Below are 18,832 nucleotides of genomic sequence, written 5' to 3' on the forward strand. Positions count from 1 at the left end.
GTCCGCGCCCCCCGGAGCCGTCGGCTGCCGGCGGATCAGATCGCGTCGGCCCAGGCGCGCAGGTCCTGCGCGTGCACCTGCCCCAGCTTGCGCTGGGCGATGCGCCCCGCGCGGTCCAGTACCACGCTGAACGGCAGCGCGCCGGTGGCGTTGCCCATCGCGCGCGCGAGTTCGGTGCCACCAAAGCCAGCCAGCCCCACCGGAAACGACAGTGGCTGGCGCTGCAGGAACTGCCGCACCGCGCTGGGCTGGTCGATGGCGAGCGCCAGCACCACCCAGCCGCTGCCCTGCCGCTCGCGATAGAAACGGTCCAGCAGCGGCAGCTCCTCCACGCAGGGCGGGCACCACGTGGCCCAGAAGTTGACGAGCAGCGGCCGGCCGCGGAAATCCGCCGCCGCCAGCGTCCCGCCCTCGGGCCGCTCCCAGGTCATCGCCCACAGCGTGGTCTCGGCATCGGCCGCCGCCTCGCGTGGGGTAAGGCGCCACCACGCCACCCCGGCCCCCGCAGCGGCGGCCGCCGCCGCGACGCCGACCGTCCACGCGCGTCGTTGCATCATGTCGCGTCCTTTTCGGCATCGGTATCCGCACGCGCCAGCAGCGCCCGCAACTCGGCCGCGCTGCCGCGCGGCACCCGGCCCAGCGCATCCGGCAGGCGGGCACCGCGCAGCGCGTTGGTATCGTTGACCCACAGGTGCAGCCCAACCGTCTCGCCCAGGCCGTCGCAGCGCACCGCAAGCGTCAACACCTCGGCGGTGCGTCCGTGCAGCCCGCGCGCGCTTTGCGTGTCGTACGACACGCCCGCGTTGATCAGCGCGATCTCCACCGCCTTCGGGTCGTCCGTGAAGAGCTGCAGGTGGATGTCCGAGCGGCGCGTGGCCGTGCCGTGCCACACCGCGCCGCCGACGTGCGGCTGAAAATCCGCGAGCCGCTCCATCCATGCGAGCGCCGTCTCGCGCAGCGCGCGCAGCTCGGCCGGCTGGGTGTCGGCGTGGAAGATCGCCAGGTGCTCGCGCACCGCGGCGTCGAGCAACGCCGGCCCGGGGGTGGGCGTGCGCGGCGGCAGGCGCAGCTGCGCGAGCGCCCGTTGCACCGCCCGGCGCACCTCCAGTCCCTCGTCTACCATCAGCGCGGCCGCCACCGCGGCCAGCTCGCGTTGCGTGTCGTCGTCCATGCTTGCATTGTCGGCGATCGGCCGAAACGGCGTCGCCCGCCCGCGATAATGCCGGGATGCACATCCACATTCTGGGCATCTGCGGCACCTTCATGGGCGGGCTGGCCGCACTGGCCCGCGAGGCGGGCCACCGCGTGACCGGCTGCGACGCCGGCGTCTACCCGCCGATGAGCGACCAGCTGCGCGCGCTCGGCATCGAGCTGATCGAGGGCTACGGGGCGGAGCAGCTCGCGCTGCGGCCGGACGTCTTCGTCGTGGGCAATGTGGTGAGCCGCGCGCGCGGGCCGGACGTCTTCGTCGTGGGCAATGTGGTGAGCCGCGCGCGCGGGCCGGACGGTTCGCCCAAATTTCCGCTGATGGAGGCGATTCTCGACAGCGGCGCGCGCTACACCAGCGGCCCGCAGTGGCTGGGCGAGCACATCCTGCACGGCCGCCACGTGCTGGCCGTCGCCGGCACCCACGGCAAGACGACGACGACGGCGATGCTGGCGTGGATCCTGGAGCACGCGGGGATGCACCCGGGCTTTCTGGTCGGCGGGGTTCCGCTGAACTTTGGCGTGTCGGCGCGGCTCGGGCGTCTGCCCACGGACGGCGAGCGCACGCCGTTCGTCATCGAGGCCGACGAGTACGACACCGCGTTTTTCGACAAACGCAGCAAGTTCGTGCACTACCGGCCGCGCACCGCGGTGCTCAACAACCTCGAGTTCGACCACGCCGACATCTTCGACGACCTCGCGGCGATCGAGCGGCAGTTTCACCACCTGCTGCGCACTGTCCCGGCCAGCGGACGGGTCATCGCCAACGGGCTGGAGGAGAGCCTCGCGCGCGTGCTGCACCAAGGGCTGTGGAGCGAGCTGCGCACTTTTGGTGCCGCCAACAGCGACTACACGGCCGAGGGCGAGCCGGAGGATTTCACCGTCTGGCGCGCTGGCCAACCGGTGGCGCGGGTGCGCTGGTCGCTCGCCGGCGTGCACAACCAGCTCAACGCGCTGGCGGCCATCGCCGCGGCCGAACACCTGGGCGTGGCGCCAGCCGCCGCCGCCGAGGCGCTGGCGGCGTTTCAAAATGTTCGGCGGCGACTGGAGGTGCGCGGCCGCGTCGCGCTGCCGGGCGGCGCCGTCACGGTGTACGACGACTTCGCCCACCACCCCACGGCGATGCGCACGACGATCGACGGGCTGCGCCGGCGGCTCGCGCGCGATGGGCGCGCACACGAGCGGATTGTCGCCATCTTCGAGCCGCGCTCCAACACGATGAAGCGCGGCACGATGAAAGACCAGCTGCCGTGGGCGCTGGAAGGGACGGCGCTCGCGTTTTGCCACGCGGGCGGGCTGGACTGGGACGCCGCGGCGGCGCTGGCGCCGTTGGGCGTGCGCGCGCAGGTCGCGCCGGACATCGACACGCTGGTGCAGCAGGTGATGGCGGCGGTGCGACCGGGCGACCACCTGCTGTGCATGAGCAACGGGGCGTTCGGTGGCGTGCACGCGCGGCTGGTGGCCGCGCTGGAAGCGCGCGCCGCCGACACCGCCGGGGCGGCACCGGCGACAGCGCCGGCGGCTCAATAACCGACGGTCAGCGCCGGCACGTCCACCTTGACGACCGGCTTGCCCAGCAGGCTGCTGGCCGCGCGGGCGTACACCATCGCCCACGGGCGATGTGCAGAATTGGCAAAGCGCTCGGGGCCCACCGCCTGAGCGACCGCGAGCAGCTTGTCCGCAGTCAGCACCTTGCCGCTCAGGCGCAGCGGCTCACAGCCCAGCTCGGTGAACTGCTGATCCAGCCAGCCGCGCGCGAGGTCGTGCGGCATCGGCTGCACCTCGTCGAGGTCCAGCGTGTACTCCTGTTCCGGGCCAAAGTGAACGATCACGTGGCTGCGCATGGTGGTCTGCCAAATCAAGGGTCGGGGCGATCCATCTTACACCCGATACCGCACGGGGGGGCGGGGGCGCCGAACGCAACGCCATCGCCTCCCCGCACGCGAGGACGGGGCAGGTGCGCACCGGGGCGCAATCCGTGGCGTTGCCGCCACCCTGCGCACACCGGGACGGGAGGAAGGGGTGGATTCGGCGGTGGCGTTGGCGAACCCACCCTGCGCACACGGGGACCGGTATACGGCGGTGCGGCAGGCGACACCCCGCGAACACCGCCATACGCGGGGGCATCGGGGCTTACTTGCGGTGCGCGCGCCGCGCCCGCACCGCGTCGCTGAGCAGCTCCAGCACCTGCACCGACTGCGTCCAGTCGATGCAGGCGTCCGTGATGCTCTGCCCATACGTGAGCTTGGCGGGGTCGTCCTTGCCCGGGGTGAACTTCTGGGCTCCGGCGCGCAGGTGGCTCTCGACCATCACGCCGAACACCTGCTGCGAGCCGCCGGCGATTTGCTGTGCGACGTCGCGCGCGACGTCGATCTGGCGCTCGTGCTGCTTCTGGCTGTTGCCGTGGCTGCAATCGACCATCACGCGCGCGGGCAGCTTGGCATCCGCCAGCTGCTGGCAGGCGATGCGCACACTCTCGGCGTCATAGTTAGGCAGCTTGCCGCCGCGCAGAATCACGTGGCAGTCCGGGTTGCCCTTGGTCTGCACGATCGCCACCTGGCCGTTCTTGTGCACGGAGAGGAAGTGGTGCGGGCGGCTCGCCGCGAGGATGGCGTCGGTGGCGATGCGGATATTGCCGTCCGTCCCGTTTTTGAAGCCGATCGGCGCACTCAGGCCCGACGCGAGCTCGCGGTGCACCTGGCTTTCGGTCGTGCGCGCGCCGATTGCGCCCCACGAGATGAGGTCCGCGATGTACTGCGGGCTGATGACGTCGAGAAACTCGCTCGCCGCGGGCAGGCCCAGCCGATTGATCTCGATGAGCAGCTGGCGCGCGATGCGCAGCCCCTCGTCGATGCGGAAGCTCTCGTCCAGGTACGGGTCGTTGATCAGGCCCTTCCAGCCCACCGTCGTGCGCGGTTTTTCGAAGTACACCCGCATCACCACCTCCAGCGTGTCGGCGTGGCGGTCGCGCTGCTCCTTGAGCAGCCGCGCGTACTCCATCGCCGCGGCCGGGTCGTGGATCGAGCACGGCCCGATGATGACCAGCAAGCGATCGTCTTTGCCGTGCAAGATGTGGTGAATGGCCCGCCGTGTGTGCATGATGAGCTTTTCGATGGCGGTGCCGCGAATCGGGAAGAAGCGGATCAGGTGCTCGGGCGGCGGCAGCACGGTGATGTCCTCGATGCGTTGGTCGTCGGTCTGGCTGGTGCGGTCGGCCGGGTGCGGATACCAGACGTCGGTGCTGCTGGCCTTGTTGGGGCTGGGGCTCATGGATGGCTCCTTTGTTGGAAAACAGGGCGAAAAAAAACCGCCGGTGGGGTCACCGACGGTTGGGAGTGTTGGGGGCCTTGTCTTTGGGCGCTTTCAATCCTCTCTGCCGTCGGTGACGCGTGAGAACCAAAAGTAGCCAAAGTAAAAGGCGCGCATCTGCATGGCGAACATGCTACCACAGGGCCGATGACACGGGGCTGACAACGGGCACCGGTGACGGCGATCGGCGTCGCGCGCGCGCCACAGTCCGCGCGCCGCTCAGGCAGTACCCCCGACGGTCAGGCCATCGAGCCGCAGCGTCGGCTGCCCGACCCCGACGGGGACGCTTTGCCCCTCCTTGCCGCAGGTACCGATGCCGCTGTCGAGCGCCAGGTCGTTGCCGATCATCACGACGCGCTTGAGCGCCTCCGGCCCGCTGCCGATGATCGTCGCGCCCTTGACCGGGTAGACCGGGCGGCCGTTCTCCACCCACCACGCGCTGCTGGCGGAAAAGACGAACTTGCCACTGGTGATGTCGACCTGCCCGCCGCCGAACTGCGTCGCGTACAGGCCACGCTTGACGCTGGCGACGATCTCCTGCGGGTCGCGGTCACCGGCCAGCATGTAGGTGTTGGTCATGCGCGGCATCGGCAGGTGGGCGTAGCTTTCGCGCCGCCCGTTGCCGGTGGGGGCCACCCCCATCAGGCGCGCGTTGAGCCGGTCCTGCAGATAGCCGCGCAGGATGCCGTCTTCGATCAGGACGTTGCGCTGCGTGGCGCAGCCTTCGTCGTCGACGTTGAGCGAGCCGCGGCGTCCCTCCAGCGTGCCATCATCCAGCACGGTGACGCCCTTGGCGGCGACGCGCTCGCCGATGCGGCCGGCAAACGCGCTCGAACCCTTGCGGTTGAAGTCGCCCTCCAGCCCGTGGCCCACCGCCTCGTGCAGCAGCACGCCGGGCCAACCGGGGCCCAACACCACGGTCATCTCGCCGGCCGGGGCCGGGCGGGATTCCAGGTTGGTCAGTGCCGCCTGCACCGCCTCGTCCACGTACGCGACCAGCCGCGCCTCGTCGAAATATTCCAGCCCGACGCGGCCACCGCCGCCGGAGGAGCCGACCTCGCGCCGCTCGCCCTGCTGCGCGATGACGGTGAGCGACAGGCGCACCAGCGGCCGCACGTCCGCGGCCAGCACCCCGTCGGCGCGCGCCACCAGCACCACGTCGTATTCCGCCGCCAGGCCCGCCATCACCTGCACGATGCGCGGGTCGCGCGCACGCGCCATGCGCTCCACGCGCTCCAGCAGCGCCACCTTGGCCGCGCTGTCGAGCGTCCCGATCGGATCGTGCGGGGCATAGAGCTGCCGCGACGGCGCCACGGCCGTGCGCGGGCGCCGCCGGCCAACGTGCGCGGTCTGGCTGCCGCCCTGGCGGCCGATGGCGCGCACGCTCTCGGCCGCCTCGCGCAGCGCGGCCCACGACAAGTCGTCCGAGTATGCGAAGGCCGTTTTGTCGCCGCTGACCGCGCGCACACCGACGCCCTGGTCGATGCTGAAACTGCCGGTCTTGACGATGCCCTCCTCCAGGCTCCAGCCTTCGCTGCGCGTGTACTGGAAATACAGATCCGCATCGTCCACGCCCGGCGCCAGGATGGCCGACAGCGCGCGGCGCAGGTGGCCTTCGTCCAGCCCATACGGGTCGAGCAGCAGCGAGCGCGCCGTGGCCAGGCGCTCCAAAGTGGGTTCGATCGCGATCATGCGGCGATTGTAGGCAGGGGCGGGCTATCGTGCTGGGAAAACCGCCTACCGCGGGGTGCCATCGCGGCAGGCACCGAGAACCAGCGACATTGCGTCCCCCCAAGGCAACAGCCAAGCATCCGCAGCAGATGCCGACGCAACACGCGCCGGCGCGGCGATTGGTTCCGGTGAGTCCTGCGCGCCGCTCACTGGCACCCGATGCAGCCTCAACCGGGTATCAGCCGTTTGTAGCGGCCCACCGACAGCATCAGCCCCAGGCTCGCGCCCAGCGTCACCATCGCCGTACCGCCGTAGCTGACGAACGGCAGCGGCACCCCCACCACGGGCAGGATGCCGCTGACCATGCCGATGTTGACGAACGCGTAGACGAACTGCACCAGGATCAGCGCCCCGGCCAGCAGCCGCCCGAAGAGCGTGGACGCCTCCGAGGCCAGTAGCAGCCCGCGCGCGATGAAATAGGCATACGCCCCGAGCAGCGCCAGCACGCCGACGAAACCGAACTCCTCGGCAAACGCGGCAAAGATGAAGTCCGTGCTGCGCTCGGGCACGAAGTCCAGGTGCGTCTGCGTGCCGGACTGAAACCCCTTGCCCCACAGCCCGCCAGAGCCGATCGCAATCAGCCCCTGCAAGATGTGAAACCCCTTGCCCAGCGGGTCGCGCGTCGGGTCGAGCAGTGTGCACACGCGCTGGCGCTGGTACTCGTGCAGCACGACCCAGTCCACGCCCGGCGCGCACCACTGCGGCTCCATGACGACCAGCACGACAATGCCCCCCACGCCCAGCAGCAGCGGTGGCACGATCAGCCGCCAGGGCAAGCCGGCAAAATAGATCACAAACAGCCCCGACGCCAGCACCAGCAGCGCGGTGCCCAGGTCCGGCTGCAGCAGGATCAGCCCCACCGGCAGCGCGAGCAGCGCGCCCGCCACCACGAAGTCCACCGGCGCGAGCCGCCCCTCGCGGCGCTGGAACCACCACGCCAGCATCAGCGGCATCGCGATCTTCATCAGCTCGCTGGGCTGGATCGTGATCACGCCCAGATCCAGCCAGCGCTGCGCCCCCTTGCGCGTCACGCCGATGAGCTCCACCGCGACCAGCAAGACGACCCCGACGACATAGGTGGGGACCGCCAGCGACTGCAGGCGCTGCGGCGGCACCTGCGCCACCACCACCATGACCACGACGGCGATTAGCAGGTTGCGCGCGTGGTCCGCCACGCGGCCCGGGATGTCGTACGCCACCGACACCATGATGAACTGGCCGAGCAGCGCCAGCACCGCAGCCGCGAGCAGAAACTGCCCGTCGTAGCCACGCACGAGCGGCGCGAGGCGGGCACGCAGCGGGGGTTTTTGCAGCACAGCAGCCATGGGGCTTGGATTATGCTGCGCGGCATGACGACCGTCGCCGCCCTGCCCCCCGACCCCGCGACCGTGACGCACCTGCTGTACCTGCATGGGTTCCGCTCGTCGCCGCGCTCGTTCAAAGCGCAGATGATGGCCGCGCGGGTGGCGCGCGACCACCCGCGCGTGACCTGGTGCTGCCCACAACTGCCGCCGTCGCCCGCCGCGGCGTGGGCGCTGATCGAGCAGACGGTGGCCGACTGGCCGCGCGCGGCGATGGCGGTGGTGGGCTCGTCGCTCGGCGGGTTTTATGCCACGCGGCTGGCAGCGCTGACCGGCTGCCGCGCGGTGCTGCTCAACCCCGCGGTGGACCCGGCGCGCGACCTCGCCGCCCACATCGGCGAGCAAACCGCTTGGCACGACCCGGAGGAACGGTTCTTTTTCCGCCCGGAATACGTACTGGAGCTGCGCGAACTGGTGGTCAGCCCACTGCCCGACCCGGCGCGCGTGCTGCTGGTCGCGGCCACCGGCGACGAGGTGCTCGACTGGCGCGAGATGGTGGCGCGCTACCCCGGCAGCCCTCATCACATCGTGCCCGGCAGCGACCACGCGCTGTCGGACTTCGCGGATCACCTGGACGCGGTCATCGACCACCTGCGGCTCGCGCGCTGACATGGCCAAGGACAAAACGATCTACACCTGCAGCGAGTGCGGCGGCAGCAGCCCGCGCTGGCTCGGCAAGTGCCCGCACTGCGGGGCGTGGAACACGCTGGTCGAGACGGTGGCCGAGCCGGTCGCCGGCAAGCACCGCCTGAGCGCCCTGCGCCAGGGGCTGGCCAGCCACGGGACGCTGGCGCGGCTGGCCGAGATCGAGGCCGCCGACGTGCAACGCACGCCCACCGGGCTGCCGGAGCTGGACCGGGTGCTGGGCGGTGGCATCGTCGCCGGCGCGGTGGTGCTGATCGGCGGCGACCCGGGCATCGGCAAATCCACGCTGCTGCTGCAGGCGCTGGACGCGCTGCAGCGCGCGGGGCTGCCGACGCTGTACGTCACCGGCGAGGAGAGCGGCGCGCAGGTCGCGCTGCGCGCGCGCCGCCTGGGCCTGGCCGACAGCCAGGTGCCGGTGCTGGCGGAAATCCAGCTCGAGCGCATCCTCGCGACGCTGGAGCGCGAGCGCCCCGCGGTGGCGGTGATCGATTCGATCCAGACCGTCTACACCGAGCAGCTCAGCTCCGCGCCGGGGTCGGTGGCGCAGGTGCGCGAGTGCGCGGCGCACCTGACGCGGCTGGCCAAGGCAGGCGGCGACGGCGGGCGCGACGGCACGACGCTGGTGCTGGTGGGGCACGTGACGAAGGAAGGAGCGCTGGCCGGTCCGCGCGTGCTGGAGCACATGGTCGACACCGTGCTGTACTTCGAGGGCGACACGCACAGCAGCTTTCGCCTCGTGCGCGCGATCAAGAACCGCTTCGGCGCCGTCAACGAGATGGGCGTCTTCGCGATGACCGAGCGGGGCTTGAAGGGCGTGAGCAACCCGAGCGCGCTGTTCCTGAGCCAGCACGCGCAACCCGTGCCCGGTAGCTGCGTGCTGGTGACGCTGGAGGGCACGCGCCCGTTGCTGGTGGAAATCCAGGCGCTGGTCGACGCGGGGGGCGTGTCGCCGCGGCGGCTGTCGGTCGGGCTGGAGCGCGACCGGCTGGCGATGCTGCTGGCGGTGCTGCACCGGCACGCGGGCGTGGCGTGCGCCGACCAGGATGTCTTCGTCAACGCGGTGGGCGGTGTGCGCATCGCGGAGCCCGCGGCCGATCTGGCCGTGCTGCTGGCGATTCAGTCGTCGCTGCGTGGGCGGGCGCTGCCCCAGCGTTTCGTCGCCTTTGGCGAAGTGGGGCTGGCGGGCGAGGTGCGCCCGGCCCCGCGCGGGCTGGAGCGGCTGCGCGAGGCGGCCAAGCTCGGCTTTCGTGTCGCGCTGGTACCCGCGGCCAACGTGCCGCGCAAGCCCGACGCCGCGACGCGCGAGCTGTTGGCGGCGATGGAAGTGCACCCGGTCGAGCGCATCGAGCAGGCGCTCGACATCGTGCGCGCGTGGGGATAGCGCGCAGTGGGATACGCGCCCCCCCCCGGGGGCCAGCGGTATCCTGCGGTTTACCCCCTCGTCACCCCCCGCCAGCGCCGGATGTCACCCGCGTGTGGCACGCGGCCGTGCGCTATCATTGCTGCCCCATCCCGATGGGTTCCCTCACCCCATCCATCAAAAAAAGGACGCCGTCATGACCTCGACCCTCTCGAGCGCCGGCCAGCGGCCCGGCTGGCTCGGGCTGCCCACGTTGGTGGCCCTGCACATCGCCGTCATCATCGCCAGCAACTATCTCGTGCAGCTGCCGTTCGAATTGTTCGGCGTGCACACGACGTGGGGGGCGTTTACGTTCCCGCTGATCTTCGTCATCACCGACCTGACCGTGCGCCTGATCGGCGCGCCGGCCGCACGGCGCGTCGTCGCGCGCGTGATGGTGCCGGCGCTGGTCGCGTCGTACGTCGTCTCGGTGCTGTTCTTCGAAGGCCGCTTCAATGGCTGGACGGCGCTGGGCGAGTTCAATGGCTTTGTCTTTCGCATCGCGCTGGCGAGTTTCGTCGCGTATGTGATCGGGCAGCTCGCCGACATCACGGTCTTCACCTGGCTGCGGCGCCTGCCGCAGTGGTGGGTCGCGCCGGCCGCATCCACCGTGGTCGGGGGCCTGCTGGACACCTTCGTGTTCTTCTCGGTGGCGTTCCACCGCAGCAGCGACGCGTTCATGGCCGAGCACTGGGTGGAAATCGCCACCGTCGACTACCTGACCAAGCTCGCCTTCAGCCTGGTGGCGCTGCTGCCGCTGTATGGCGTCACGCTGCGCGCGCTGCTGCGCTGGCTCGCACCGCCCACCCCGGCACCGGTGCGCGCAGCCTGACGCGCCCGGGCGCCGCACACAGGGCGCGAGTCGCTACACTTGGGGGATTGTTTTTTGCCAACCCCTGCGCCGCCGGTGGCGGCGCACGTGCCCGAGAGTCTGGACGTTGTTCGCCCTGTTCGAAGACGCCGGCAAGCTGCATGCCGGCCGCGTGTTGTCCTCTGCCGAAGCCTCGCACCAGATCGAGCTGGCGTCGGGCAAGCGGCTTAAGGTCAAAGCGGCCCACGTGCTGCTGACGTTCGACCAGCCCGCGCCCGATGCGCTGCTGGCGCAGGCCGGCGCGCTCGCCGCGGAGATCGACCTCGACCTCGCGTGGGAGTTTGCGCCCGAAGCCGACTTCGGCTTCGAGGAGCTGGCGCGTGAGTATTTCGGCGCCGGCGCCTCCGTTGCGCAACAGGCGGCGATGCTGCTGCGCCTGCACGAGGCGCCACACTATTTCCGCCGCGCCGGCAAGGGGCGCTTTCGCAAAGCGAGCGCCGACGTGCTGCGGCAGGCGCTGGCCGCGATCGAGCGCAAAAAGGCCGTGCAGGCACAAATCGACGCCTGGGCCGCGGCGCTGGCCGCCGGCGAGTGCCCCGCGCCGATCCGCGAGCAGCTCTACCGCATCCTCTTCAAGCCGGACAAGAACGCGCCGGAATACAAGGCCGTCGTGCACGCGGCGCGCGAGACGCACCTCGCCCCGCTGGCGCTGCTGCAGCGCGCGGGGGCCATCACCAGCGCCTACCAGTTCCACTGGCAGCGCTTTTTGCACGAGCATTTTCCACGTGGCACGGGCTTCCCCACCCTGGAGGCACCGCCCGCGCCGCAGGACTTGCCGCTGGCCGACGGGGTGGCCGCATTCTCGATCGACGACTCCAGCACCACCGAGATCGACGACGCGCTGAGCCTGCGCGGCTTGGGCAGCGGCACGGTGACGCTGGGCATCCACATCGCGGCGCCGGGCCTGGCGATCGCGCCCGACAGCCCGCTCGATCGCGTGGCGCGCGAGCGCCTCTCCACCGTCTACATGCCCGGGCACAAGATCACGATGCTGCCCGACGCGGTGGTGCAGACCTACACGCTGCAAGCCGGTGGCGCCCGCCCGGCCCTTTCGTTGTACCTGACGATCGACGAGGCGACGCTGGAGGTGCGCGAGGCCGTCACGCGCGTCGAGCGCGTGCCGATCACCCACAACCTGCGCCACGACCAGCTCGACGCCGCCATCACGCCCGCGTGGCTGGAAGACCCGGCGGCGCCGGCGGCCGCCCCGCTGCCGGAGGAAGTCGCGGCGCTGCGGCCGACGCTCGCGTTCCTGTGGCGGCTGGCGCAGGCGTGCAAGGCGCGGCGCGAGGCCGTACGTGGCCGGCCCGAAACCTTCACGCGCCCCGACTACACCTTCAAGCTCGAGGGTGTCAGCGGCGACGAGCCCACGGGCGAGGAAACCGTCGTCATCGGCACGCGCTCGCGCGGCGCGCCGCTCGATTTGATCGTCGCCGAGGCGATGATCCTGGCCAACAGCACCTGGGGCCGCTGGCTCGCCGACCTGGGCGTGCCTGGCATCTACCGCAGTCAGGCGAGCCTCGCTCCCGGCGTCAAGGTGCGCATGGGCACCAAGCCGCTGCCGCACGCGGGCATCGGCGTGCCCTGCTACGCGTGGAGCACCTCGCCGCTGCGGCGCTACACGGACCTCGTCAACCAGTGGCAGCTCATCGCCTGTGCCCGGCATGGCGCCACGGCCGCACTGGCCGCCCCCTTCAAGCCCAAGGACGCCGCGCTGATGGCCGTCATCAGCGCGTTCGACGCGGCGTACACGGCCTATGGGCAGTTCCAGAGCAGCATGGAGCGCTACTGGACGCTGCGCTACCTGCGCCAGCAGGGCATCGGCGAACTGGAAGCCGCGTACCTGAAGGACAACCTCGTGCGCGCCGAGACGTTGCCGCTCGTGTTCCCGGCGCTCGGCACCGATGGGCTGCAGCGCGGCGAGCGCGTGCGCGTGCGGCTGGGCGCGATCGACGAGCTGACGCTGGAGGTCAACGGCACCGTGGTCGAACGGCTGGGCAGCGTCGAGCCGGTGACCGAGGCCGAAGACACGCTGGAGGGCGAAGTCGAGGAGCCGCTGGCCGCGCCGCTGGCGATCGCCGTCGCCGTGGACGAAGCCGACGACGCCACGGACGCGAGCCCCCCCGCCGCTGGCTGAACCCCGCTCGGTCTTGCTGACGATGGCCATGCCCCGCCTGCTCGACACCTTCGGTGCCAGCCTGCGCGCCGACCCGCTGCCGTGGGCGCTGGCCCTGTCGCTCGCGGTGCACGCGGTGGTGCTGACGGTGCGCTTCGCGCCGCCGCTACGGCCCGAGCGGGTGTTGCAGGACACGCCGCTGGAGGTCATCCTCGTCAATGCCAAGGGCGACGAGGCCCCGCAGCGGCCTCAGGCGATCGCGCAAGCGAACCTCGCGGGCGGGGGCGACGCCGAGCGCGGCCGCGCCACCTCGCCGCTGCCGCCGGCGATGGTGATGCGCGCCGGCGATGCGCTCGACGAAGACGAGCAGCGCATCGAAGCGATGAAGGAGCAGCAAAATCGGCTGCTTGCGCAACTGCGGCAGGAAATCGCGCGCCTGAGCAGCGCGCCGCAACCGGCACAGGCCAGCGAGGCCCAGGCGCGCGAGCAGCGCCGACAGGCGCTGGTGAAGGCGCTGGCGGAGATCGAAAAGCGCATCCAGGAGGAAAACGCCCGTCCGCGCAAGCGCTATATCAGCCCCGCGACGCGCGAGGAGGTGTACGCGCTGTATTACGACGAGCTGCGCCGGCGCATCGAGGACCGCGGCACCGCCCAGTTCCCCGAGCAGGGCGGGCGCAAGCTCTACGGCGAGCTGACCATGGTCATCACCGTCAACCACGACGGGCGCGTGCTCGACACCGAGGTCGTGCAAAGCTCCGGCATCCCCTACCTCGACAGCCGTGCGCAGGCCATCGTGCGCAGCCTGCAGTTCGCGCGCTTCAACGCCGCGATGCGCCAGCGCGCCGACCAGATCGTCGTCGTCTCGCGCTTTCGCTTCACGCGCGAGGGCGGCCTGCAGACGCAAATGGGCAGCATGCGCTGAGCCGGGAGCCGCGCGATGCCCGCCGCCGTCCGACGCCCCCCGCCCGTCGCGCGTGATGGCCGCGCCGGCCCCGCCGCTGCCCGCCCACGCCGGTGGTGGCGCACGCTGGGATCCGCGCTGGTGTGGATCGGCGTCGCCGCCATGGCGCTGCAGGTCTTTTTTGCCGCCCGCATCGCGCTGCTGGCGGTCGTGGACCCACAGAGCACCGCGTTTCAGCGCTCCGAGGCGTGGCGGCTGGCGCGCGACGGCAAAGGCGTGGGCGCGTGGCGCCAGCGCTGGGTGCCCTACGAACAGATCGCCCCTGCGCTGCGGCGCGCCGTCATCGCGTCGGAGGATGCGGGGTTCGTCGACCATTTCGGCGTCGACTGGGACGCCATCCAGGCTGCGCGCGAACGCAACGAGCGGCGGCTGGCCCAGGCGCAACGGCGCGGCAACGCGCACGTGCGGCCCGCGCGGCTCGCGGGTGGCTCCACCATCACCCAGCAGCTAGCCAAAAACCTGCTGCTCTCCGGCGAGCGCACGCTGTGGCGCAAGGGGCAGGAGCTGCTGCTCGCGTGGATGCTGGAAGCGTTTCTCGACAAGCGCCGCATCCTGGAGCTCTACCTCAACGCGGTCGAATGGGGCGAGGGCATCTTCGGCGCCGAGGCGGCGGCCCAGCGTTACTACCGCAAGTCCGCGGCGCGCCTGACCGCGGCCGAGGCCGCGCGGCTCGCGGTGCTGCTGCCCGCCCCCAAGCGCTACGAAAAGGTGTTTGCCAGCAGCGGCTACCTCACCAGCCGTAGCCAGACGATCCTCGCGCGCATGGATGCGGTGCGGGTACCCTGAGCCACAGGGCGCCGATGGATCCGGTACAAGGAAGTTTCGTCTTCCCGGGGCGCTAAGATCGCCGCCATGCGCATCCTCGGTATCGACCCGGGCCTGACCGCCACCGGCTTTGGCGTGGTGGACGTCGACGGGCCCCACCTGCGCTACGTGGCCAGCGGCACCATCCGCACCAGCCCCGACGACGGCGCGCTGCTGCCGCAGCGGCTGCGCACGCTGTTCGACGGCATCGGCGAGGTGGTGCGGCGCTACCAGCCCACCGTGGCGGCGCTGGAGATCGTCTTTGTCAACGTCAACCCGCAGGCGACGCTGATCCTGGGGCAGGCGCGCGGCTGCTGTCTGACCGCCCTCGTCGCGCACGACCTGCCGGTGGCGGAATACACCGCGCTGCAGCTCAAAAAAGCCGTCGTCGGCTACGGCAAGGCGCAGAAGCACCAAGTGCAGGAGATGGTGCGCCGGCTGCTGGACCTGCCGGGGCTGCCGGGCAAGGACGCGGCCGACGCGTTGGGCCTGTGCATTACGCACGCGCAGGTGGCGCGCACGACGCAGGCGATCGGCCGGGTGGCGCCGCTGCGCGCCCGCACGCACGCGGCCTACAAGGACGGGCGCAGCTATTGACGGTGGCTGAAACGGCGGCTGACGCCACAGGCGCCACAACGCTGGCTGCCAGGGCTGGCGCAGCAGCGCAGCCCGCAGCCGGGCCTCAAACGATACGCCCGAGAATGAGGACGCCGAAAAAGCCCAGCGCCGCGATCACCGTCCATTTCAGGATCACGATGCCCCAGCGCAGGTAGTGCCGCCGACCCGTGCCCAGGTAGAAGGCGAAGCACAGCGCGGACGCCCCCAGCAGCGCGAACATCACGGTGCGCAGCAGGAACATCGCCGTCTCCCCGCCGCTCAGGTCACCAGCGCGAGCTGGGCGAAGCCCCGCGGCGCCCGCGCCTCGTCGTCGAAGGTCACGATTTCATACGCGTCGGACTCGGCCAGCAGCGCCCGCAGCAGCCGGTTGTTGAGCGCGTGGCCGGAGCGGTAGGCGCTGTACGCCGCCAGCAGCGGATGACCCACCAGGTAGAGGTCGCCCATCGCGTCCAGAATCTTGTGCTTGGCAAACTCGTCGTCGTAGCGCAGCCCGTCGGCGTTGAGCACCTTGACGTCGTCGAGCACGATGGCATTGTCGAGCCCGCCGCCCAGCGCCAGGCCCTGCGAGCGCATCGCTTCCACATCCCGCGTGAAGCCGAAGGTGCGCGCGCGCGCGATCTCGCGCGCGTACTGGCCGCTGCCGAGGTCGAACTCCACACACTGCCCGGTGGCACTGACCGCAGGGTGGTCGAACTCGATCTCGAAGCGCAGCTTGAAGCCGTGATAGGGCTCGAGCCGCGCCCACTTGAGCGTGCGGCCCTCCCCCTCGCGCACTTCCACCGCTCGCTTGACGCGCAGAAAGCGCCGCGGCGCGGGTTGGGTGACGATGCCCGCGCTGTGCAGCAGGTACACGAACGACGCGGCCGAGCCGTCGAGGATGGGCACCTCCTCGGCCGTGATGTCGATGTAGAGGTTGTCAATACCCAGCCCCGCACACGCGCTCATCAGGTGCTCGACCGTGTGCACGCGCACGCCGCCGCGCGACAGGGTGGAGGCCAGCCGCGTGTCGGTCACGGCCGTGGCGCTGACCGGGATGTCGACCGGCTCGGCCAGGTCGATGCGGCGAAAGACGATGCCGGTGTCCGGCGGCGCCGGGCGCAGCGTCAGCTCGACCCGTTCGCCGCTGTGCAGGCCCACGCCCACGGCGCGCGTGAGGGTCTTGAGGGTGCGTTGCGCAATCATGGTTGGCATTGTAGGCGCGGGGTCGGATCCGCGCCGGCGATGACACACATGCCCCCGCGATGACGGGGGCAGCCGGTGGGCCGCGTCGGCCAGACGGCCCACCGGGGGTGGCAAGAGCGTATCCCGCGCGCGGCGCTCAGTCCGCCTGCTTGCGCAGGAAGGCGGGGATTTCGAAGTCGTCCATGCCGCTGGAGGCCAGCGCCTCGACGCGCGCCGCCGCGCTGCGGGTGCGCCACACGCTGGGCACGGCCGGGTTGCCGCCCGCGGCGCCGCTGGCCACACCCGTGCCGCCGGCCGCCCCGGCGCCGGCGACCGCCTGGTTCAGCGTCGGGATGAACGGCATGTTGTCGGTGCCGGTGCGCAGCCCCTGCTGCGGCTGCGACTGCACGACGGTGAGCGGCTGGCGCTGACCGTTGCGCGACAGCCCGGTGGCAACCACCGTCACGCGCAGCGCATCGCCCAGCGACTCGTCGTAGGCGGTGCCGTAGATGACGTGCGCATCGGGCGCGGCAAACGCGCGGATGGTGTTCATCGCCAGCTTGGATTCGGACAGCTTGAGCGACCCCTTGGCCGCGCTGATGAGCACCAGCACGCCCTTGGCGCCACGCATGTCCACCCCCTCCAGCAACGGGCAGGCGACGGCCTGCTCGGCGGCGATGCGCGCACGGTCCGGACCGCTGGCCACCGCGGTGCCCATCATCGCCTTGCCCGGCTCGCCCATCACGGTGCGCACGTCCTCGAAGTCGACGTTGACCAGCGCCTCGACGTTGATGATCTCGGCGATGCCGCCCACCGCGTTCTTCAGCACGTCGTTCGCGGCGGCGAAGGCCTCGTCCTGCGTCACGTCCTCGCCCAGCTCCTCGTGCAGTTTGTCGTTGAGCACGACGATGAGGGAGTCGACGTTTTGCTCCAGCTCGGCCAGGCCCTCCTCGGCGTTGGCCATGCGCCGGCCGCCCTCCCAGTCGAAGGGCTTGGTCACGACGCCGACGGTCAGGATCCCCATCTCCTTGGCCATGCGGGCGATCACCGGGGCGGCGCCGGTGCCGGTGCCGCCGCCCATGCCGGCGGTGATGAACAGCATGTGCGCGCCTTCGATCGCCTCGCGGATGTCGGCTTCGGCCATCAGCGCGGCCTCGCGCCCCTTGTCCGGCTTGCTGCCGGCGCCCAGCCCCGTGCGCCCGAGCTGGATCAGCCGGTGCGCCGACGAGCGCGCCAGTGCCTGCGCGTCGGTGTTGGCGCAGATGAATTCGACCCCCTGCACGCGGCTCTGGATCATGTGCTCGACGGCGTTGCTGCCGCCGCCGCCGACGCCGATCACCTTGATCTGCGTGCCCCGGTTGAACTCCTCGACTTCGATCATTTCGATACCCATGAAACGCTCCTTGCCTGTGTGACGGTTCAGAAATTGCCGACGAACCACTCTTTGACGCGCGTCAGCAGGCCCCCGACCGAACCCGCCTTCTGCGCCACCTTCTGCCCGCGCAGGCGCGCCAGGCGCGCCTCCTCGAGCAAACCCATGACGGTCGCCGCCCGCGGCTGCGCGACCATGTCGCCCAGGACGCCGGCGTACTGGGGCACGCCGCGCCGCACGGGCTTGAGAAAAATGTCCTCGCCCAGCTCGACCATGCCGGGCATCACCGCGCTGCCGCCCGTGAGCACGATGCCGCTGGAGAGCAGCTCCTCGTGCCCGGACTCGCGGATCACCTGCTGCACCAGCGCGAAGATTTCCTCGACGCGCGGCTCGATCACGCCGGCGAGCGCCTGGCGGCTGAGCAGCCGCGGGCCGCGGTCGCCCAGGCCCGGTACTTCCACCTGCTGCTCCGGGTCGGCCAGCAGCTGCTTGGCGCAGCCACTCTCGACCTTGATGTCCTCGGCATCCTTGGTCGGCGTGCGCAGCGCCATCGCGATGTCGTTGGTGATCAGGTCCCCCGCGATCGGGATCACCGCGGTGTGGCGGATGGCGCCGCCCGCAAAGATCGCCACATCGGTGGTGCCGGCGCCGATGTCGACGAGCGCCACACCGAGCTCCTTTTCGTCGTCGGTCAGCACCGCCTGGGCGGAGGCAAGCGGGTTGAGCATCAGCTGCTCGACCTCCAGCCCGCAGCGGCGCACGCACTTGAGGATGTTTTCCGCGGCACTGCCGGCGCCGGTGACGATGTGCACCTTGGCCTCGAGCCGGATGCCGCTCATGCCGATGGGCTCTTTGACCTCCTGCCCATCGATGATGAACTCCTGCGGCTCGACCAGCAGCAGGCGCTGGTCGGTGGAGATGTTGATCGCCTTGGCGGTCTCGATGACGCGCGCGACGTCGGCGGGGCTGACCTCGCGGTCCTTGATCGCCACCATGCCGCTGGAGTTGATGCCGCGGATGTGGCTGCCGGTGATGCCGGTGTAGACACGCATGATGCGGCAGTCGGCCATCAGCTCGGCCTCTTTGAGCGCCTGCTGGATGCTGGCCACCGTGGCGTCGATGTTGACGACCACGCCGCGCTTGAGGCCGTTGCTGGGTGCCACGCCCAGCCCGGCGAGCTTGAGGTCGCCGCCGGGCAGCACCTCGGCCACCACCACCATGATCTTGGCGGTGCCGATGTCGAGTCCGACCACGATGTCCTTGTATTCCTTGGCCATG

General features: G+C 70.8%; 18 protein-coding genes. 8 read left to right on the forward strand and 10 right to left on the reverse strand.

Annotated elements, in window-relative coordinates; genetic code table 11:
* Nucleotides 1-35 precede the first annotated feature (35 nt).
* Nucleotides 36-557, reverse strand: a complete 522-nt coding sequence (locus tag LCC91_RS10720) for a TlpA disulfide reductase family protein (RefSeq protein ID WP_043698043.1) — start codon at nucleotides 555-557, stop codon at nucleotides 36-38.
* Nucleotides 554-1,171: a hypothetical protein gene (locus tag LCC91_RS10725; protein WP_043698040.1), complete on the reverse strand. Its 618-nt coding sequence runs from the start codon at nucleotides 1,169-1,171 to the stop codon at nucleotides 554-556. Before LCC91_RS10725 ends, LCC91_RS10720 begins: the two co-directional genes overlap by 4 nt.
* Before the next feature lie 56 nt (nucleotides 1,172-1,227).
* Between LCC91_RS10725 and mpl the strand changes: the two genes are divergently transcribed.
* Nucleotides 1,228-2,736 (forward strand): UDP-N-acetylmuramate:L-alanyl-gamma-D-glutamyl-meso-diaminopimelate ligase, encoded by a 1,509-nt coding sequence (gene mpl, locus LCC91_RS10730; protein ID WP_143897311.1) that lies wholly within the window; start codon nucleotides 1,228-1,230, stop codon nucleotides 2,734-2,736.
* Here the strand turns inward: mpl and LCC91_RS10735 are convergent.
* The 4 genes from LCC91_RS10735 to rodA form a co-directional block, all read right to left on the reverse strand.
* A complete protein-coding gene (locus LCC91_RS10735) occupies nucleotides 2,730-3,050 on the reverse strand; it encodes a hypothetical protein (protein WP_143897352.1) in 321 nt (106 codons plus the stop codon). The two genes, mpl and LCC91_RS10735, sit on opposite strands and share 7 nt — an antisense overlap.
* Nucleotides 3,051-3,339: 289 nt before the next feature.
* Nucleotides 3,340-4,476 carry a 3-deoxy-7-phosphoheptulonate synthase gene (locus LCC91_RS10740; protein ID WP_143897310.1) on the reverse strand — a complete coding sequence of 379 codons (1,137 nt, stop codon included), beginning with the start codon at nucleotides 4,474-4,476 and terminating at the stop codon, nucleotides 3,340-3,342.
* Between the two features lie 258 nt (nucleotides 4,477-4,734).
* Nucleotides 4,735-6,207, reverse strand: coding sequence for a metalloprotease TldD (tldD, locus tag LCC91_RS10745; RefSeq protein ID WP_043698033.1), 1,473 nt, complete (start codon nucleotides 6,205-6,207; stop codon nucleotides 4,735-4,737).
* Nucleotides 6,208-6,413: 206 nt separating this feature from the next.
* Complete coding sequence (rodA, locus tag LCC91_RS10750) at nucleotides 6,414-7,571, reverse strand: rod shape-determining protein RodA (protein WP_043698030.1); 1,158 nt, start codon at nucleotides 7,569-7,571, stop codon at nucleotides 6,414-6,416.
* 24 nt (nucleotides 7,572-7,595) lie between these two features.
* On the opposite strand from rodA, the gene LCC91_RS10755 reads away from it, so the two are divergent.
* From LCC91_RS10755 to ruvC, 7 genes are all read left to right on the forward strand, one after another.
* A complete protein-coding gene (locus tag LCC91_RS10755; RefSeq protein WP_043698121.1) occupies nucleotides 7,596-8,216 on the forward strand; it encodes a YqiA/YcfP family alpha/beta fold hydrolase in 621 nt (206 codons plus the stop codon).
* 1 nt (nucleotide 8,217) lies between these two features.
* Nucleotides 8,218-9,633, forward strand: coding sequence for a DNA repair protein RadA (radA, locus tag LCC91_RS10760; protein ID WP_043698027.1), 1,416 nt, complete (start codon nucleotides 8,218-8,220; stop codon nucleotides 9,631-9,633).
* A 175-nt stretch (nucleotides 9,634-9,808) separates the two neighbouring features.
* Nucleotides 9,809-10,483 carry a 7-cyano-7-deazaguanine/7-aminomethyl-7-deazaguanine transporter gene (locus LCC91_RS10765; protein ID WP_043698024.1) on the forward strand — a complete coding sequence of 225 codons (675 nt, stop codon included), beginning with the start codon at nucleotides 9,809-9,811 and terminating at the stop codon, nucleotides 10,481-10,483.
* 106 nt (nucleotides 10,484-10,589) lie between these two features.
* Nucleotides 10,590-12,659: a ribonuclease catalytic domain-containing protein gene (locus tag LCC91_RS10770; RefSeq protein ID WP_043698021.1), complete on the forward strand. Its 2,070-nt coding sequence runs from the start codon at nucleotides 10,590-10,592 to the stop codon at nucleotides 12,657-12,659.
* Between the two features lie 22 nt (nucleotides 12,660-12,681).
* A complete protein-coding gene (locus LCC91_RS10775) occupies nucleotides 12,682-13,560 on the forward strand; it encodes an energy transducer TonB (RefSeq protein WP_082007401.1) in 879 nt (292 codons plus the stop codon).
* A gap of 15 nt (nucleotides 13,561-13,575) precedes the next feature.
* The gene (gene mtgA / locus LCC91_RS10780; protein WP_082007400.1) at nucleotides 13,576-14,385 is read left to right on the forward strand and encodes a monofunctional biosynthetic peptidoglycan transglycosylase; all 810 of its coding nucleotides are present in this window, start codon (nucleotides 13,576-13,578) and stop codon (nucleotides 14,383-14,385) included.
* A 66-nt stretch (nucleotides 14,386-14,451) separates the two neighbouring features.
* Entirely contained in the window at nucleotides 14,452-15,000 is a 549-nt protein-coding gene (ruvC, locus tag LCC91_RS10785) for a crossover junction endodeoxyribonuclease RuvC (RefSeq protein ID WP_043698017.1), read from the forward strand.
* 85 nt (nucleotides 15,001-15,085) lie between these two features.
* Here the strand turns inward: ruvC and LCC91_RS10790 are convergent, their stop codons facing one another.
* From LCC91_RS10790 to ftsA, 4 genes are all read right to left on the reverse strand, one after another.
* Nucleotides 15,086-15,262, reverse strand: a complete 177-nt coding sequence (locus LCC91_RS10790) for a hypothetical protein (protein WP_185974840.1) — start codon at nucleotides 15,260-15,262, stop codon at nucleotides 15,086-15,088.
* A gap of 17 nt (nucleotides 15,263-15,279) precedes the next feature.
* The gene (gene lpxC, locus LCC91_RS10795) at nucleotides 15,280-16,203 is read right to left on the reverse strand and encodes a UDP-3-O-acyl-N-acetylglucosamine deacetylase (protein ID WP_043698014.1); all 924 of its coding nucleotides are present in this window, start codon (nucleotides 16,201-16,203) and stop codon (nucleotides 15,280-15,282) included.
* Between the two features lie 136 nt (nucleotides 16,204-16,339).
* Nucleotides 16,340-17,575, reverse strand: a complete 1,236-nt coding sequence (ftsZ, locus tag LCC91_RS10800) for a cell division protein FtsZ (RefSeq protein ID WP_043698012.1) — start codon at nucleotides 17,573-17,575, stop codon at nucleotides 16,340-16,342.
* A gap of 26 nt (nucleotides 17,576-17,601) precedes the next feature.
* The gene (gene ftsA, locus LCC91_RS10805) at nucleotides 17,602-18,831 is read right to left on the reverse strand and encodes a cell division protein FtsA (protein ID WP_043698008.1); all 1,230 of its coding nucleotides are present in this window, start codon (nucleotides 18,829-18,831) and stop codon (nucleotides 17,602-17,604) included.
* Between the last annotated feature and the right edge of the window lies 1 nt (nucleotide 18,832).

It is taken from the genome of Tepidimonas taiwanensis (assembly GCF_020162115.1).
Classification (GTDB): Bacteria; Pseudomonadota; Gammaproteobacteria; order Burkholderiales; family Burkholderiaceae_C; genus Tepidimonas; species Tepidimonas taiwanensis.

What these genes read in the sequence shown, in the direction of transcription:
- mpl (WP_143897311.1), top strand. Translation starts at nt 1,228, where the DNA reads ATGCACATCCACATTCTGGGCATCTGCGGCACCTTCATGGGCGGGCTG.
- ftsA (WP_043698008.1), bottom strand. Translation starts at nt 18,831, where the DNA reads ATGGCCAAGGAATACAAGGACATCGTGGTCGGACTCGACATCGGCACC.
- radA (WP_043698027.1), top strand. Translation starts at nt 8,218, where the DNA reads ATGGCCAAGGACAAAACGATCTACACCTGCAGCGAGTGCGGCGGCAGC.
- tldD (WP_043698033.1), bottom strand. Translation starts at nt 6,207, where the DNA reads ATGATCGCGATCGAACCCACTTTGGAGCGCCTGGCCACGGCGCGCTCG.
- LCC91_RS10765 (WP_043698024.1), top strand. Translation starts at nt 9,809, where the DNA reads ATGACCTCGACCCTCTCGAGCGCCGGCCAGCGGCCCGGCTGGCTCGGG.
- LCC91_RS10775 (WP_082007401.1), top strand. Translation starts at nt 12,682, where the DNA reads ATGGCCATGCCCCGCCTGCTCGACACCTTCGGTGCCAGCCTGCGCGCC.
- mtgA (WP_082007400.1), top strand. Translation starts at nt 13,576, where the DNA reads ATGCCCGCCGCCGTCCGACGCCCCCCGCCCGTCGCGCGTGATGGCCGC.
- LCC91_RS10740 (WP_143897310.1), bottom strand. Translation starts at nt 4,476, where the DNA reads ATGAGCCCCAGCCCCAACAAGGCCAGCAGCACCGACGTCTGGTATCCG.
- LCC91_RS10725 (WP_043698040.1), bottom strand. Translation starts at nt 1,171, where the DNA reads ATGGACGACGACACGCAACGCGAGCTGGCCGCGGTGGCGGCCGCGCTG.
- LCC91_RS10790 (WP_185974840.1), bottom strand. Translation starts at nt 15,262, where the DNA reads ATGTTCCTGCTGCGCACCGTGATGTTCGCGCTGCTGGGGGCGTCCGCG.
- LCC91_RS10755 (WP_043698121.1), top strand. Translation starts at nt 7,596, where the DNA reads ATGACGACCGTCGCCGCCCTGCCCCCCGACCCCGCGACCGTGACGCAC.
- LCC91_RS10735 (WP_143897352.1), bottom strand. Translation starts at nt 3,050, where the DNA reads ATGCGCAGCCACGTGATCGTTCACTTTGGCCCGGAACAGGAGTACACG.
- ruvC (WP_043698017.1), top strand. Translation starts at nt 14,452, where the DNA reads ATGCGCATCCTCGGTATCGACCCGGGCCTGACCGCCACCGGCTTTGGC.
- lpxC (WP_043698014.1), bottom strand. Translation starts at nt 16,203, where the DNA reads ATGATTGCGCAACGCACCCTCAAGACCCTCACGCGCGCCGTGGGCGTG.
- rodA (WP_043698030.1), bottom strand. Translation starts at nt 7,571, where the DNA reads ATGGCTGCTGTGCTGCAAAAACCCCCGCTGCGTGCCCGCCTCGCGCCG.
- ftsZ (WP_043698012.1), bottom strand. Translation starts at nt 17,575, where the DNA reads ATGGGTATCGAAATGATCGAAGTCGAGGAGTTCAACCGGGGCACGCAG.
- LCC91_RS10720 (WP_043698043.1), bottom strand. Translation starts at nt 557, where the DNA reads ATGATGCAACGACGCGCGTGGACGGTCGGCGTCGCGGCGGCGGCCGCC.